This window comes from Nonomuraea sp. NPDC049158 (genome assembly GCF_040648335.1).
In the GTDB taxonomy this organism is placed as follows: domain Bacteria; phylum Actinomycetota; class Actinomycetes; order Streptosporangiales; family Streptosporangiaceae; genus Nonomuraea.
Genome location: NZ_JBEZDM010000021.1, coordinates 124575 through 139785, shown reverse-complemented (window position 1 = coordinate 139785; position 15211 = coordinate 124575). Strand labels below are relative to the sequence as shown.

The window sequence follows — 15211 nt, the reverse complement described above, 5'->3', positions numbered from 1 at the left end:
TACAGAAGCGCCACAAGGCAGGATGGACGCGGAGGTGACCGGTTCTCCGGAACGTCGGCGGGTAGAGGGACCCGGCATCGTCGGGCGCAGGCATGAGATGGCCGCTGTGCGGCGCATGCTGGGGCATACCCGGTTGCTGACCCTGACGGGCACCGGCGGAGTCGGCAAGACCCGGCTGGCCGTGCAGGCGGCCGGGTCCCTGCGCGGGGCGTTCGCGCACGGAGTCGAGCTGGTCGAACTGGCCACTCTGGAGGACGCCGACCTTCTGGAGTCGGCCGTGGCCACGGCGCTGGGCCTGCGTGAACAGGGTCCCTGCTCCATGACCACGCTGGTGGACTACCTGGCCGACCGGCGGATGCTGCTGGTGCTGGACAACTGCGAGCACCTGCTGGAGGAGTGCGCCCTCCTGGTGGACCGCATGCTGCGCGGCGCCCCACGGCTACGGATCCTGGCGACCAGCCGGCAGGCGCTCGGCGTCTACGGCGAGCAGGTGCTGTACGTGCCACCGCTGCCGACATCGGATCCCGGCGAGGCGGTACGCGACATCGCCCGCCACGACGCGGTCCGCCTGTTCGCCGAGCGCGCGGCGCGGGCCCGGCCCGGGTTCACGGTCGACGCGGCCAACGCCGCGACGGTGGCCCGGCTGTCCCAGCGCCTGGAGGGGATTCCGCTGGCGATCGAGCTGGCCGCGGTGCGGCTGCGTACGATGCCCGTGGAGCAGTTGCTGCGCGAGCTGGACGAGCACTTCGAGACGCCGGCCGATGGCGCCCGATCCGGCCTGCCCCGGCACTTGTCACTGCGCGCCACCCTGGACTGGAGTTTCGGGCTGTGCTCGGCGGCCGAGCAGCGGCTGTGGAGCCGGCTGTCGATGTTCGTCGGCGGCGTCACGCTGGAGGCCGCGGAGGCGATCTGCTCGGGAACGGCGATCGACCGGGAGGACGTCATCGATCTGATCGCCGGCTTGGTGGACAAGTCCGTACTCATCGCGACAGAGCGCGACGGCGGGGTGTACTACCGCATGCTCGACAGCATCCGCTCGTACGGCCGTGAGGAGTTGGGCGCCGCCGAGGCGCGGGCGCTGGTCCGGCGATACGTCGAGCATTACCGGAGTGAGGTCGAGCGGCACCGGTTGGATCGGCTCTCTCCCCAACAGCTCGAGGGGTTCAGGGCCCTGCAGCGTGAGCTGCCCAATCTGCGCGTCGCGCTCGACCAGTGCTTCGGCCGTGCGGGCGAGGCGTCTGTGGGGCTGGAGATCGCCTCGGCGCTGTGGGTCTTCTGGATCATCGCCGGCTCTCTCACCGAAGGCCGGCACTGGCTGGACCGTGGCCTTCGGCTCGTGCCGGAAGCCAACTCCGCCCGGGCCCACGCCCTGTGGGTCGACAGCCTGCTCGCTCTCCATCAGGGTGACCTGAAGACGGCCCTGCCGCAGCTTGAGGAATGTCAGATCCTGGCTCGGCGGCTGGGTGACGAGTCGGCTCTCGCGTTCGCCACCCAGGTCTCGGGCATCGCCGCCTTCTCGGCAGGAGAGCCCCGGCGCGGTCTCGCGCTCCTGGAGGAGGCCCGCGCCGGGCACCTGGCCCGTGGAGACGCCGACGCCGCCGCCGTCAACCGGTTCTACGCCGCCGCCTACGGCGCGGCCGAGGCCCCGGAGCTCAGTATCACCCTGGGCGACTGGTTCCTCGCGCTGTCGGAGGCCCGTGACGCCCGGCTGTCGCGCGGGTACGCGCTCTTCGCCCTGGGCATGGCCGCGTGGAACCAGGGTGACTGGCGCAGGACCGAGACTCTGATGAGGGAGGCGGCCGAGCTGCGGAACAAGCTCAACGACCGGTGGGGCCTCACGCAATGCCTGGAGGTGCTGGCCTGGACGGCCTGCGCGCAGGGCCGATATGAGCGGGCGGCCACGATACTCGGCACCGCGCACCCGCTGTGGCGGGCGATGGGCGCCTCACCGACCCGGCTGTTTCCCCACGTACGGGGCCACGAGCAGTGCATGGCCCGCACCCGTGAGGCATTGGGCGGGCGGGCGTTCGAGGCGGCCTTCCGCCAAGGGGCGCGGCTCGGGCTGAAGCGGACGATCACGTACGCGATCGAACGGTCGGGCGGCGGCTGACCCGCGCGGACAAAAGTGGGACGCCGGGACCGATCTAAGTGGTGACCCGGTCGGCTCCGGCGTCCCTGTGTTCAGGGGGTTCCGTAATGATCGTTTATTCAGTAGGGCAACCTCCGTCCTGACGGCGTCCGCAGATCTGGCCGATCATCTTTGGTGCGGATAGGACGTTTGCGGACACGAATCTGGCGCATGGACTCTCTCTCGTAACCTTTCCGGATCGTGGGCGAGTGGGCCCGGTTCTCAGCACTGGCGCGCGCCGACAGGCAGTTCGCACCAGACGACTTTTCCCCGATGGGTACGGATGCTTCCCCAGCAACACGACAGTGTGTCGACCAGGCGCAGTCCGTGCCCCCTCTCCTCGTCCGGGCGGGGTGTGCGCACGTGAGGCAGGTCGGGATTGGCATCCTCGACCTCCAGGCGCAGCAACCCGTCCTCAGCGGAGAGGCTGAGATCGACGGCCCCTTTCACGTATTTCAGCGCGTTGGTGACCAACTCGCTGACCAGCAGTTCGGCGACCTCACCCTGGCCGTCGAAGCCCCATTGGGACAGCAGCGCACGTGTCAGGTGGCGTGCCTTGGGCACCGAGCCGAGCTGGTGCGGGAGCCTCCATGAGGCAACCCGACGCGCGTCGGCTGGACAGTCGCTCTCGACCCTGGCCGCGAACCTGTGCCGTTCATGTGCACCATCCCCTTGCGACGCAGACCCCATCCCTGCTCCAAGCAGTAGGTGGCGAAAGATTTCGCCTCGCGGTCGGGAACGAGGGGGGGTGGACTTGGGGGGCTGATGCTTGTACATGGCTCGCAGCCTCGATCCTCACTTCCAGCGGAATTGGTACTTTGGCGACAAGCCTTCCTCACACCTCGCGATGACGAGACGTGAGAAATCCCCATACGACTACCTATTTCGACTACGTAGGTAGTCCCCGGGACACCTACCTACTCGACCTGGCTGATCGTGCACAACCGACCCCACCCAGCCGGTAGCTTTGTGTAGTCGTTCAGTTACGTTAGGTAGTTTTGGCTGCTGGGCATCGGTGCAGAGGGTCCACTGCTGATCGAAAGGAAGCCGATGCGCATCCCCTCTCTCGCGGCGTCAACACTCGCCCTCGTGGCGCTGCTCGCCGCTGGCGCCCCCGCTCTCACAGCCGCGCCGGCCCATGCCGCCGCGGCACGCTCGTGCATGCCCTCCTCACTCCAGGCCGCCCCCGTACACGCGGCGGTCGCACCGGTCTACTTCGAGATGCAGACCGCCGAACGCGCCACGCCGTTCGTCTTCCAGCTCACCGACCCCGCGAAGATCGAGCACGCCCGGCGGATCCTCAGCGGCGAGGAGCGGGAGGAGGTGCACGTCCTGGGCCGGATCATCAAGAGACCGGCCCCCTACAACCCGCGCTGGAGCTTCCACTACGACCCGAACACGATCAGCTTCTTCGCCTTCGCCATCGAGGTCTGCGACGCCACGGTGTCCTACACCGAAGACCATCTCGATGAGGCGTGCGGCGCGTTCCTGCCTGGCTGCGTCTTCTGCCCCTGGACGTCCAAGCTGGTCCGCGAGATCCCCGCTCCCTGAGAAACCAAGAGCCATTCCCCGCAGCACCGAAACCTCCGCGGTCACGCCCGCGGAGGTTTCGGTGTCTACAGGCCAAGGCCGGCACCATGCGCCGCGATGTCGACACCCGGGCCCCCATCGTCGTTCGGCAGAAACTTGACCATGGTCACGGAAGCGCCTTACGTTCGAGCGGTGAATCTCACACGGAAAACAGCAGACACCGGACCGCGCACCTCCGGACGCCCGGCATGAACGTCGAGGAGCTCGTCGCGATCGACGTCCACACGCACGCCGAGGCGTCCAAGGACGGCCACGGCTCGCTGAGTCCGGAGCTGTTCGGCGCGTCGGCGGAGTACTTCAAGGGGCACGCGCGGCCGACCATCCCCGAGATCGCCGCCTACTACCGCGAGCGGAAGATGGCGGCGGTCGTGTTCACCGTGGACGCCGAGCACGCCACGGGTCACCCGCGCATCTCCAACGAGGAGGTGGCGGCGAGCTGCGCCGAGCACGCCGACGTGCTGATCCCGTTCGGCAGCGTGGACCCGTGGAAGGGACGGGCGGGCGCCCGCGAGGCGCGCAGGCTCGTCGAGGAGTACGGCGTGCGCGGCTTCAAGTTCCACCCCAGCATCCAGGGTTTCGCGCCGAACGACCCGATGGCCTACCCCCTCTATGAGGTCATCGAGGAGCTCGGGGTGCCCGCGCTGTTCCACACCGGGCAGACCGGCATCGGCGCGCGGGTGCCGGGCGGGGGCGGCATCCGGCTGAAGTACGGCAACCCGATGCTGGTCGACGACGTCGCCGTGGACTTCCGCGAGCTGCGGATCATCCTGGCCCACCCGTCCTTCCCCTGGCAGGACGAGGCGCTCGCGGTGGCCACGCACAAGCCGTACGTCTACATCGACCTGTCCGGATGGTCGCCGAAGTACTTCCCACCGCAACTCGTCCAGTACGCGAACACGCTGCTCAAGGACAAGGTGCTCTTCGGCTCCGACTATCCGGTGATCACCCCTGACCGCTGGCTCGCCGACTTCGCCAAGCTCGACATCAAGCCGGAGGTCCGTCCGATGATCCTCAAGGACAACGCCGTGGGCCTGCTCGGGCTCCGCTGACTATGGGCGTCACCAAATCCCACTAAAAGACGTCCATATCCGCAAAACGGATAGATAGTGCCTTTTTGGCCCGTTTATCATTATTAAGGCGGAGCCGGTTTCGGACAGGCTGACTCCTGGCCACCTTCGATCCTAATTTCGTGAGCTGGGGTTTGTCTCCCGAGCTTCACGACCCTTACATTCCCGCCGACTCCCGACGGGGAGTTAGGAAGCCCAGAAAATATTGCGGGTCCGGCCCGAAATATGATCGGTTACGATCGTGAGAAATTTTCTCATCGTGGGCGGCGGGGTGGCCGGCGCGAGCGCGGGGTACTTCCTCGCCGAGTCCGGCACCGTGACGCTACTGGAGATGGAGCGCGTTCCCGGCTACCACGCGACTGGACGGTCCGCCGCGCTCTTCTCGGAGTATTTCGGCAACCCGGCCGTACGAGCGCTCACCACGGCGAGCCGGCCGTTTCTCACCACACCACCGCCCGGCTTCGCGGACGGTCCGCTGCTCACCCCACGCGGCGTGCTGACGCTGTGTCCCGTGGGCGCGGCGGAGCAGTTCGCCGAGATGCTGGCCGACGGGCTGGCCGCCCCGACCCCGGTCCGTGAGATCGGCCACGATGAGGTACACCGGCTCTGCCCGATCGTGCGGTCCGGCTGGTACAGCCGCGCCATGCTGAAGCCCGCGGCGATGGACATCGACGTGGACGCGCTCCACCAGGGCTTTCTCCGCGGCATCCGGGCGCGCGGCGGCCAGGTGATCACGTCGGCGCGGGTGCGAAGCCTGTCGCGGCGCGGCGGGCTCTGGCGGGCGGCGACCGACGCGGGCGAGTTCGCCGCGCCGATCGTGGTCAACGCGGCCGGGGCGTGGGCCGACGAGGTGGCCGCGCTCGCCGGCGTCCCGCCCATCGGCCTGCGGCCGCTACGGCGCACCGCCTTCCTCGTCGATCTGCCCGAAGACATCGGCCTGCCCGAAAACACCGAGCTGCCCGAAAACACCGACCTGCCGCAAGGCGTCGGCGCGGCCCGGTGGCCGATGGTCACCGATGTGGCGGACACCTTCTACTTCAAGCCCGAGTCGGGACGCCTGCTCGTCTCGCCGGCCGACGCGACCCCGATGCCGCCCGGTGACGTCCGTCCCGACGATCTCGACGTCGCGATCGGCGTGGAGCGATTACAGCGGGCCACCACGCTGGAGATCCGCAGCGTCCGGCACGCGTGGGCCGGCCTGCGCAGCGCGGTGGCTGACGACACGCCCGTGATCGGCGAGGCCCAGGACGCACCGGGGTTCGTCTGGCTGGCCGCGCTCAGCGGGTACGGCGTGCAGACCGCGCCCGCCGTCGGCCGGATCGCCGCCGCGGCGGCGACGCGCACCCCGCTGGACGTCGCGTACGACCACCTCTCACCGGAACGCAATCATCTGGAACGGCATGGAACGCCTATGAGTAGGGCGGCATTCCTAACGGAGAGGTGGAAATGACCGGACAGCCGACCGGCAACGACCAGGAAGGGTCCCAGGGGCAGCAGTCAGCCCCTTCCGAATTATCGATCGAATCCCAGAGCTTCGCCGGCCGAGCGGTCGACTTCGGGGCGTTCCGCCCGATCTCGGCGCTGATCGAGGAACAGACCGACCGCCATCCCGAGCGCCCGGCGGTGTCGTTCGAGGGCCGGATGCTCACCTATCGGCGGCTGGACGAGCTGGTGAACGGCCTGGCGGCCACGCTGACCGGGCACGGTGTGGGCAAGGGCGACGTGGTCGCGGTCCTGCTGGTCAACTCCCTGGAGCTGCCGGTCACCTATCTGGCGTTGATGAAGCTGGGCGCGGCCTTCGTACCGCTCGACCCGTCGTGGCCGGAGGACCGGATCCGGGGCACTTTCGGGGTGCTGCCGCCCGGGCCGATCCTGTGCGCCACCGCAGACGCGCTGCCGCGCGAGTTACGGCACCGCGCGGTCACCGTCGAGGTCGACCGGATCGACCCGTCACCCCGGCGCCCGGCGGTGCCGGTGGGCCCCGATGACCTGATCTACGGCTATTTCACCTCGGGCACCACGGGCACACCGAAGTGCGCGATGAACCGGCACGCGGGGCTGACCAACCGGTTTCGCTTCATGACGCGTTACTTCGCCGCGACGGGCGCGGACGTCGTCCTGCAGAACAGCAGGCACACCTCCGACTCCTCGCTCTGGCAGCTGTTCTGGCCGCTGACCACGGGCGGTCACACCGTGCTGCCCGTACAGGAAGAGTTCCTCAACCTGCAGCACACCATCGACCTGATCGCCGAGTACGGCATCACGACCGCCGACTTCGTCTCGAGCGTCTTCAACGCGCTGGTGGCCATCGTGGACAGCGACGAGCAGGCGCTTCGGAAGCTGTCGTCGCTACGGCGGCTCGTCGTCGGCAGCGAGGCGGTCAACCCGCGCGCGGTGCACCGGCTGATGGCGCTGCTCCCGGGCCTGCGGGTGACCAACGGCTACGGGCCGACGGAGGCGTCCATCGGGATGGTCTTCCATCCCGTGTCCGCGGCGGATGGGGACACGATTCCGCTGGGCCGCCCGATCGACAACTGCTATGCCGTGGTGGTCGACGACGACCTGCGCCCGGTGCCGCCCGGCACCACCGGCGAGCTGGCGATCGGCGGCGAGTGCCTCGGCGAGGGGTACTTGGGGGACGCGGCGGCCACCGCCAAGGCGTTCGTCCCCAACCCGTTCCCGGAGATCATCCCTGGCCCCCGGCTGTATCTCACCGGCGATCTCGGTCATCTGGACCATGAGGGCCGGCTGTTCTTCTCCGGGCGCAAGGACTTCCAGGTCAAGATCCGCGGCGTCCGGATCGAGCTGGGCGAGATCGAGGTGGCCGCCGAGAGCTGCCCCGGGGTCCGGCAGGCGGAGGTCCTGGTGGCCGAGCAGCGGGGTACGAAGGCACTGGCGCTGTTCGCCTCCGGCGCCGATCTCACCGAGGCGGCGCTCGGCGAGCACCTGCGCCGCACCCTGCCCAGGACCAGCATGCCCCGCTACTTCTTCCTGCTGCCGGAGATGCCGCTGAACGACAACGGCAAGGTCGACCGCGGGCGGCTCCAGGCGGTACTCGACGGCAGGCTGGCCGAGGACACCGCCCGGCTGGCCGAGAGCGCGCCGACCACGAACCTGGCCGACCAGGTCCTGCGGGCGCTGCGCTCGGCGCTCGGCCGGCCCGGCCTGACGGGCGACGCGCACTTCGCGGAGGCGGGCGGCGACTCCATCCAGGCTCTGTCGGTCGTGCACATGATCACCGCGGAGTGCGGTGTACGGGTCGACGTCAAGGATCTGTACGACCACCCGACCGCGAACGAGCTGACACCCCTGATCGAGGCCCGGCGGCGCGACGGCGTGGCCATCGAGGACGAGTCCGTGCTCATGGCCCACGACTCGACGGTGCCGGAAGGCGAGCCCATCCGGCCCGCCGACAGGTCGGGCAGGCTGCGGACCGTGCTGGTCACCGGGGCGACCGGCTTCGTCGGCAGCCGCCTGGTCCATGAGCTGCTGGCCCGTACCGACCTGCGGGTTCGCTGCCTCGCGCGGGCCGCCGACGACAGCGGCGCGACCGCGCGGGTCGTCGAGGCGCTCCTCGAACGGGGTCTGTGGGAGCCGAGATTCGCCGACCGGCTCGAAGGGTACGCGAGCGACCTGGCGTTACCGGGCCTCGGGCTGACCGCCCGGACCTGGGAACACCTGGCCCGTACGTGTGACCTGGTGCTCCACAACGGCGCGCTGGTGAACTTCCTGTTCGACTATCGCGCCCACCGTCAGGTCAACGTGCGCGGCACCATCGAACTGGTCCGGCTCGCGATGGCCTACCGGCCCGTACCGGTGCACTATGTCTCGACGCTCGCCGCACTCCAGGACGAGGCGCTCCGGCACGACGGCCGTCTGCCGGAGGACTACGAACCGTCCCTCGCCAGGACACCCGCCGGCGGGTACGGCCGGTCCAAGTGGATCGCCGAACGCTACCTCGCCGAGGCCCGGCGCCGGGGCGCGCTGGTCACCGTTCTGCGGCTCGGCGAGGTGATGCCGAGCGCCGACAACGGATACCCGAATCCGGTGGCTTTCACCCATCTGCTGCTGTCGGCCTTCCTGCGGCTGGGCGTCCGGCCCGAGGTCGCCACGCGCTCCGACTACACCCCGGTCGACTATGTGGCGGCCCGCGTGGCGGCGGCGGTGTGCGACGACGGCGCCTGGGGCCGTACCCTGCACGTCTTCCGCGCGGAGAGCGTCAGCTTCGACGACGTCCTGCTGCGGGCCGGCGCGGCCATCGCGCCGATCCCGTGCGCCGACTTCGTGACGCTGGTCCGCGAGGCGGGCCGGGCCGGCGCCGATCGCGAGCTGGCCGCGCTCGGATCGCTCCTGCCCAATCCGGAGGGCATGGGCGAGGACGGGCTGAAGCGGGCCTTCGGCAGCCTGCTGACCGACAACCCCGCCCTGTTCCGCAAGGACGAATGCCGCCGGCTGGAGCAGCGCTGGCAGCTCGACGACGGCAGCCTGGACGGCTCGATCACCGCGTACCACGCCCGGCTGGCGAGCGGGAGCGGAGACGGTCGCGCGGTGAAGGGGCGCCCGCTGATCAGCACGCGACAGAGAGGCTAGGGATGCGACACCGCAAGATGGGGAACCTCGGCTGGGCGGTCAGCGAGGTCGGATACGGCATGTGGGGCATCGGCGGCGGCCCCGGCAACTTCACCGGCTGGGACTACGACGTGGCCCCGCGCTGCCTCGACGAGGCCGTGGCGCTGGGCTGCGACTTCTTCGACACGGCCTGGGTGTACGGCCGGGGCGTCAGCGAGCAGATGCTCGGCGCGCTGCTGCGCCGCCATCCCGACCGGAAACTGTACGTCGCCACGAAGATCCCCCCGAAGAACCGCGAATGGCCGCCGGGACCGGACGACACCCTCGACGACGCCTACCCCGCCGACCACATCAAGGAGTACACCCATCGCAGCCTGGAGAATCTCGGGGTGCCGCGCATCGACCTGATGCAGTTCCACACCTGGGAGGACCGGTGGGCGGCCGACGAACGCTGGCAGGAGGCGATCACCGACCTCAAGCGTGAGGGGGTCATCGACGCGGTCGGCATCAGCGTCAACCGGTGGGAACCGGCCAACTGCTTCGCCGCGCTCGACACCGGGCTCATCGACGTCATCCAGGTGATCTACAACATCTTCGACCAGGCGCCCGAGGACGAGCTGTTCGACCGCGCGCTGCGCGACGGCATCGGGATCATCGCCCGCGTACCGTTCGACGAGGGCACCCTCACCGGCACGCTGAGCGCCGACAGCACCTGGCCGGAGGAGGACTGGCGCAGCACGTACTTCTGCGCGGAGAACCTCCAGCCGAGCGTCGAACGGGCCGAGCGCCTCAAGGCGGCCCTCCCCGAGGGCACCTCGCTGCCCGAGCTCGCCCTGCGGTTCATCCTCAACCATCCGGCGGTCAGCACGGTGATCCCGGGCATGCGCAAACCCGCCCACGTACGGGCGAACTTCTCCGTCAGCGACGGCCGGCCGCTCGACGACGCGCTGCTCCAGGAGCTCCGCCGGCATCGCTGGGACCGCGTCCCGGCCTGGTGGTCCGGGTGAACCCGCTGATCGTCATGTGGGCGCACTCCCGCTCGGCCTCGACGGCGTTCCTGCGGATGATGATCGAGCGCGGCGACGTGGCCGTCCTGCACGAGCCGTTCCTCGCCCTGACCGAGGAGGGCGCGGTGCAGATCCCGTCACCGGACGGCGGCCAGGCGATGGCGCGATCGGAGAAGGAGCTGCTCATCGGCCTCAGGGAGCTGGCCGGTGTGCGGCCGGTGTTCGTCAAGGAGGTCCTCGACTACGACTACACCTACCTCTTCGAGCACCCCGAGGAGCTCGCCGGGATCGTCCACACCTTCATCGTCCGCGACCCCAAGCCGACCATCAGCTCGCACTACGCGATCAAACCGGCGGTGACCTGCGCGGAGATCGGCTACGAGCGTCTGTACCGGCTGTTCGAGCTGGCCTGGTCGGCGACCGGGCGCAGGCCGCTCGTCATCCGCACGGAGCGGCTGGTCGCGGAGCCGGCGAAGGTGGCCGAGGTCTTCTGCGAGTACGCCGGTCTGCCGTTCCTCGCGCACGCGCTCACCTGGGACTCAGGAGAGCGGCCCGAGTGGCGGCGCACCCGCCGCTGGCATCTCGACGCGATCGGCAGCGCCGGCTTCGAGAACCGCCGCAACACCTACCCGGACACCGTCGACAACCACTCCGCCCTGAAGGCCTTCTACGACCACCACCTGCCCTTCTACCAGCGGCTCATCCAGCACGACTTCTGACCGGGAGGCCCCATGTCAACGGACACCGTCCCAACCGCCACCGCCGTGAAGCAGTCCCCTGGCCAGGCGTTCGCGCGGGCGTTCGCGGCCGACCCCGGCCGCGCCGAGGTGAGCTTCGACTACACCATCACCGAAGCACACGAGCCGACCAAGGACAGACCACGGCTGACCGTACGGAACCTGCTCAAGGTCCGCCCCACCGACGACGTCGCCCGGTTCTGGACGGAGTCCCGGCCCACCGCGGAAGAGCAGAAGGCGGTACGCGGCTCCGACGTCCGCCGGGAGGCGGCCTTCAGGTTCGGCATGGGCGAGGCGGGGGTGCACCCGATCCGGGCGTGGGTCCAGATCCCGGACGGGCTGGCCGACGACCCGGACGCGCTGGCCACCTTCCTCGACTACCGCTTACTGGTACGGCTCGCCACGGCCGAGAACCTGGCCCTGACCAACGCCCTGCTCGACCACCCGGAGATCGCCCGGCTCCCCTACGACACCGACTACGTCACCGCGGTCCTGACGGCCTGCGACGAGGTCGAGCAGTCGGGCGCCACCCCGCACGCGATGATCATCAACCCGAACGACTACTACCACCGGCTCGTCGGCCGCAACGGCCTGCTGGCCGACCTGGCGGCGGGCAACGGCATGAAGATCAGCCGCAACCGGTGGATCAGCCCCGGGTCCGCCCTGGTCGGCGACATCTCGGTGGCGGCCAGGCTCCTGGACGCCCGTCACTCGGTCATCCGCGTGGCCGAGCCGCCGCCGGGCACGTTCGCCCGACCCGGGGTGGCCGTGTGCGCGGAGGTGTACGAGGGCGTGGCGGTCCATCTCCCGGCCCTGTTCTACCTCGTCACCCCTGCCTCGTGACCATGCTCCCCCTTCGTCCCACGACCGTCTCGGTCCCTGCGATGGTCTGTGGTGGCTGGTGTCCTTTCGGAGGGATGTCCCGTAACACCGGAAGGCGATGAATTGCGGTAAATGCCGTACGTTGAATTTCGTGCAGATCAGCAGACGAGGGCGTCCGCGGGGCGCCTGATGGAAGGCGGGCGAGCGTGACGGACACACATGAGGAATATCGGCGCAACGGTTGGTGGCGAAGCGCGACTTTCCTGGATGACCTTCGGCATAACGTGGCGGCATTTCCCGGCAAGCCCGCGCTGATCAGCCGACGGGTCGCCGACGGCCGTACCGACGTCGTCACCTACGCGGAACTGGACCGGCTGACCGACCGAATCGCCCACGGCCTGATCCGGCTGGGCGTACAGCCCGGGGATTATGTCGCGATCCAATTACCCAATCGCCGGGAGATGCTGCCCCTGACGCTGGCCTGCATCAAAGTCGGCGCGCGTATCGCGCCGCAGTTCCCCATCTACCGGCATCGCGAGCTCGACTTCATGATCCGGCTGACCGAGGCGCGCGTCTTCATCACCGTGAACCGCCTCGGTGACCTGCCGACCGCCGAGACCGCGATGACGCTCGCGAGCGAGATCCCGGCCCTGGAGCACGTCGTCGTGCTCGGCGGCGACGGCCCGGCCGGGTCCATCGGATTCGAGGAGCACCTCCTCGACCCCGAACCCGGTGACCCCGCGGACCTGGCCGGGCGCGCGCTGGGTCCGGACGATCCCTTCCTCATCCTGTTCACCTCGGGGACGACCGGAGAGCCCAAAGGCGCGCTGCACAGCCAGAACACCCTGCATGCCGCCATCCGTGGCTACGGGGACGCGTACGGCCTGGACGACAGCCTGGTCATCATGACGGCGCAGACCTCCATGCACTATGTGGGCCTGGTGATGACGTACCTGCAGGCGTTGATGCTGGGCGGCACCGCGGTCACGGCCGACATCTGGAACCCCGGCGTCTACCTCGACCTCATGGCAGAGCACGGCGTCACGATGTATTACGGCACGCCGCCCTTCGCCCGGGAGATCAGCGAGGAGCAGAAGGCCAACCCGCGGAAGATCCCCACTCTGCGGATCTTCGTGTCCGGCTCGGCGCCCGTCCCGCCGCACCTGGTGGAGCAGGTGAGCGAGATCCTCGGAGTACGGGTGTACGCGCTGTGGGGCATGACCGAGAACGGCGGCGTCACCATGACCCGTCCCGAAGACCCGCCGGAGCGGGCAGGTGAGAGCGACGGCACCGTCGTGGCCGGCATGGAGACACGCATCGTCGATGAGGAGAACCAGCCGGTCCCAGCCGGCGAGATCGGCGCCTTGCAGGTACGCGGCGCGGCCCAATGCCTCGGCTACTACCGGCGCGACGACATCTACGCCAAGTCGCTCACTCCGGACGGCTGGTTCGACACCGGCGACCTGGCCCGCGACGACGGGTACGGCGGCGTGCGCATCTCCGGCCGGACCAAGGACGTCATCATCGCGAACATGTGTCTCAAGCTGCCGGTGAGCGACATCGAGGCGCTGCTCGGCAGGCACCCCGCCGTCCGCGACATCGCGCTCATCGGCATCCCGGACCCGAAGCTGGTCGAGCTGGTGTGCGCCGTGGTGACGCCGTCGGGCGAGTCGCCCACGCTGGAGGATCTGCGGACGTACCTCAAGGACGCCGGCGTGAACAGCTGGTTCTGGCCCGAACGCCTCGAAGTCGTCGAGGCCATGCCACGGACCGTCACGGGCAAGATCCGAAAGGTCGAGCTCCGCGAGCGGTTCGGCGCGGCGTCCAGCTGAGGTGCGCGGATCCCGGGCGCTCCCGCTGGCGGTGCTGTGCGGGAGCGCCTTCCTCGGTGCGATCGACGTACAGCTGGCGAACATCGCCTTCCCCGACATGCTCCGGAGCTTTCCGAGCAGTGGGCTCCCCGAACTGTCGTGGGTGTTCAACGGCTACGCGATCACGTTCACGGCGGCGCTGCTGCCGGCGGGCGGCCTGGCCGACCGGTTCGGCTATCGGCGGGTCTTCCTGGCCGGGCTGACGGTGTTCGTGATCGGCGCCGCCCTGTGCGCGGTCGCCCCCTCGGCCGGCATCCTGATCGCCGCCAGAGTGGTGCAGGGCGTGGGCGGCGGCGTGATCACCCCGCTGACGCTCGCGCTGATCCTGCCGTACTATCCGCCGGAACGGCGCGGCACGGCGATCGGTCTGTGGAGCGCGACGCAGTCGGTGGCGACCGCGTCCGGGCCGTCGCTCGGCGGTCTGCTGGTCGCCGTCTGGGACTGGCGTACGGTGTTCTTCCTCCATCTGCCGGTCGGGCTCCTCGTGCTGTTCGGCGCGTGGCGGACCCTGGCCCGGACGCCGCCGTCCGCCCCGTCGCGGATGCCGGACATCGTCGGACTGTTCCTGCTGGTGGCGGCCATCGGCCTGCCCTCGCTGGCCATCGTGCAGAGCGACGCGTGGGGGCCGGGCAGCCCGGGTACGATCCTCGCCCTCGTCGCCGGTGTCATCGTCGGCGTGGTCTTCGTCCGGCGGGCACGCTCGCACCCCGCTCCCATCGTGGACCTGAAGATCCTCCGGGCCCGGGGCACCCAGCGGGCCAACCTCGCGATGTTCCTGCTCGGGCTGGTGATGTTCGCCCTTCCGCTGGCCAACATCCTGTTCCTCACCAAGATCTGGGGGTACTCCGAGGCCCAGGCGGGGCTCGCCGTCACTCCCGGCGCGGTCATACAGGTGCTCACCGCACCGCTCGCCGGACGGCTGGCGGCGAAGACCGGGCACCGCCGGCTGGCGTTGGGCGGGGTGGTGCTGCTCTCGCTCGCCACCGGCTACCTGGCGGTCGCGGCCGGGGGCGGGCAGGCGTACCTCACGGTGGTCCTGCCCGCGGTCGTCGGGACCGGGATGGGCGTCGCCGTGCTGGTCAACGCGCTCAGCGGTGCCGCCGTCGCCGAGATTCCGCCCGCCCGGCTGGCCACCGGCACCGCCATGTCCGTCACCTCGCGCGCCTGCGGGGCGGTCATCGGCGTGTCGGCGCTCGTGCTGGTGCTGTCGGGGGATCGCCTCGGCTCGACCGCCGCCTACCACGGTGTCTGGGCGACCATGCTCGGGCTCTGCGCCCTCATCGCCGTCGCCGCCTCGGGGCTGCGCAGCCCTGAAGCACCCGCCACGGCGGACGCCGGCCGGGGCGAACCCGGCTCGAAGACGCCGTGACGGGCGCCGTCCCTCAGGCGGGCGGCGTCCTCAGCCGCCGTCCCTCAGGCG

Annotated in this window: 11 protein-coding genes; 10 read left to right on the top strand and 1 reads right to left on the bottom strand. The window is 69.7% G+C overall.

Going from position 1 to position 15211, the window contains the following annotated elements; translation table 11 throughout:
• The first annotated feature begins 34 nt into the window (after positions 1–34).
• The gene (locus tag AB0B61_RS36180) at positions 35–2110 is read left to right on the top strand and encodes a LuxR family transcriptional regulator (RefSeq protein ID WP_358441809.1); all 2076 of its coding nucleotides are present in this window, start codon (positions 35–37) and stop codon (positions 2108–2110) included.
• A gap of 240 nt (positions 2111–2350) precedes the next feature.
• Here the strand turns inward: AB0B61_RS36180 and AB0B61_RS36175 are convergent, their stop codons facing one another.
• On the bottom strand, positions 2351–2818 hold the full coding sequence (locus AB0B61_RS36175) for an ATP-binding protein (protein WP_358441807.1): 468 nt from the start codon (positions 2816–2818) through the stop codon (positions 2351–2353).
• A 360-nt stretch (positions 2819–3178) separates the two neighbouring features.
• Here AB0B61_RS36175 and AB0B61_RS36170 point away from each other — a divergent pair, with 360 nt between their 5' ends.
• The 9 genes from AB0B61_RS36170 to AB0B61_RS36130 all read left to right on the top strand — a co-directional run bounded on the left by AB0B61_RS36170 (position 3179) and on the right by AB0B61_RS36130 (position 15160).
• Positions 3179–3679: a calmodulin-binding protein gene (locus tag AB0B61_RS36170; protein ID WP_358441805.1), complete on the top strand. Its 501-nt coding sequence runs from the start codon at positions 3179–3181 to the stop codon at positions 3677–3679.
• A 227-nt stretch (positions 3680–3906) separates the two neighbouring features.
• Positions 3907–4767: an amidohydrolase family protein gene (locus tag AB0B61_RS36165; RefSeq protein ID WP_358441803.1), complete on the top strand. Its 861-nt coding sequence runs from the start codon at positions 3907–3909 to the stop codon at positions 4765–4767.
• 259 nt (positions 4768–5026) lie between these two features.
• Positions 5027–6235: an FAD-binding oxidoreductase gene (locus AB0B61_RS36160; RefSeq protein WP_358441800.1), complete on the top strand. Its 1209-nt coding sequence runs from the start codon at positions 5027–5029 to the stop codon at positions 6233–6235.
• Positions 6232–9375 carry an amino acid adenylation domain-containing protein gene (locus AB0B61_RS36155; RefSeq protein ID WP_358441797.1) on the top strand — a complete coding sequence of 1048 codons (3144 nt, stop codon included), beginning with the start codon at positions 6232–6234 and terminating at the stop codon, positions 9373–9375. The genes AB0B61_RS36160 and AB0B61_RS36155 overlap by 4 nt, the downstream gene beginning before the upstream one ends.
• A gap of 2 nt (positions 9376–9377) precedes the next feature.
• Positions 9378–10361 (top strand): aldo/keto reductase, encoded by a 984-nt coding sequence (locus AB0B61_RS36150; protein WP_358441794.1) that lies wholly within the window; start codon positions 9378–9380, stop codon positions 10359–10361.
• The gene (locus AB0B61_RS36145; protein ID WP_358441791.1) at positions 10358–11080 is read left to right on the top strand and encodes a hypothetical protein; all 723 of its coding nucleotides are present in this window, start codon (positions 10358–10360) and stop codon (positions 11078–11080) included. Before AB0B61_RS36150 ends, AB0B61_RS36145 begins: the two co-directional genes overlap by 4 nt.
• Before the next feature lie 12 nt (positions 11081–11092).
• Entirely contained in the window at positions 11093–11941 is an 849-nt protein-coding gene (locus AB0B61_RS36140) for a family 3 encapsulin nanocompartment shell protein (protein ID WP_358441788.1), read from the top strand.
• Positions 11942–12204: 263 nt separating this feature from the next.
• On the top strand, positions 12205–13752 hold the full coding sequence (locus tag AB0B61_RS36135) for an AMP-binding protein (RefSeq protein ID WP_358441786.1): 1548 nt from the start codon (positions 12205–12207) through the stop codon (positions 13750–13752).
• Between the two features lies 1 nt (position 13753).
• The gene (locus tag AB0B61_RS36130) at positions 13754–15160 is read left to right on the top strand and encodes a DHA2 family efflux MFS transporter permease subunit (protein WP_358441783.1); all 1407 of its coding nucleotides are present in this window, start codon (positions 13754–13756) and stop codon (positions 15158–15160) included.
• Positions 15161–15211: the final 51 nt, after the last annotated feature.

Bases quoted from the DNA above. Each gene is read 5' to 3' on its own strand.
- AB0B61_RS36175 (WP_358441807.1), bottom strand. From the start codon at position 2,818: ATGGGGTCTGCGTCGCAAGGGGATGGTGCACATGAACGGCACAGGTTC.
- AB0B61_RS36170 (WP_358441805.1), top strand. From the start codon at position 3,179: ATGCGCATCCCCTCTCTCGCGGCGTCAACACTCGCCCTCGTGGCGCTG.
- AB0B61_RS36165 (WP_358441803.1), top strand. From the start codon at position 3,907: ATGAACGTCGAGGAGCTCGTCGCGATCGACGTCCACACGCACGCCGAG.
- AB0B61_RS36155 (WP_358441797.1), top strand. From the start codon at position 6,232: ATGACCGGACAGCCGACCGGCAACGACCAGGAAGGGTCCCAGGGGCAG.
- AB0B61_RS36150 (WP_358441794.1), top strand. From the start codon at position 9,378: ATGCGACACCGCAAGATGGGGAACCTCGGCTGGGCGGTCAGCGAGGTC.
- AB0B61_RS36140 (WP_358441788.1), top strand. From the start codon at position 11,093: ATGTCAACGGACACCGTCCCAACCGCCACCGCCGTGAAGCAGTCCCCT.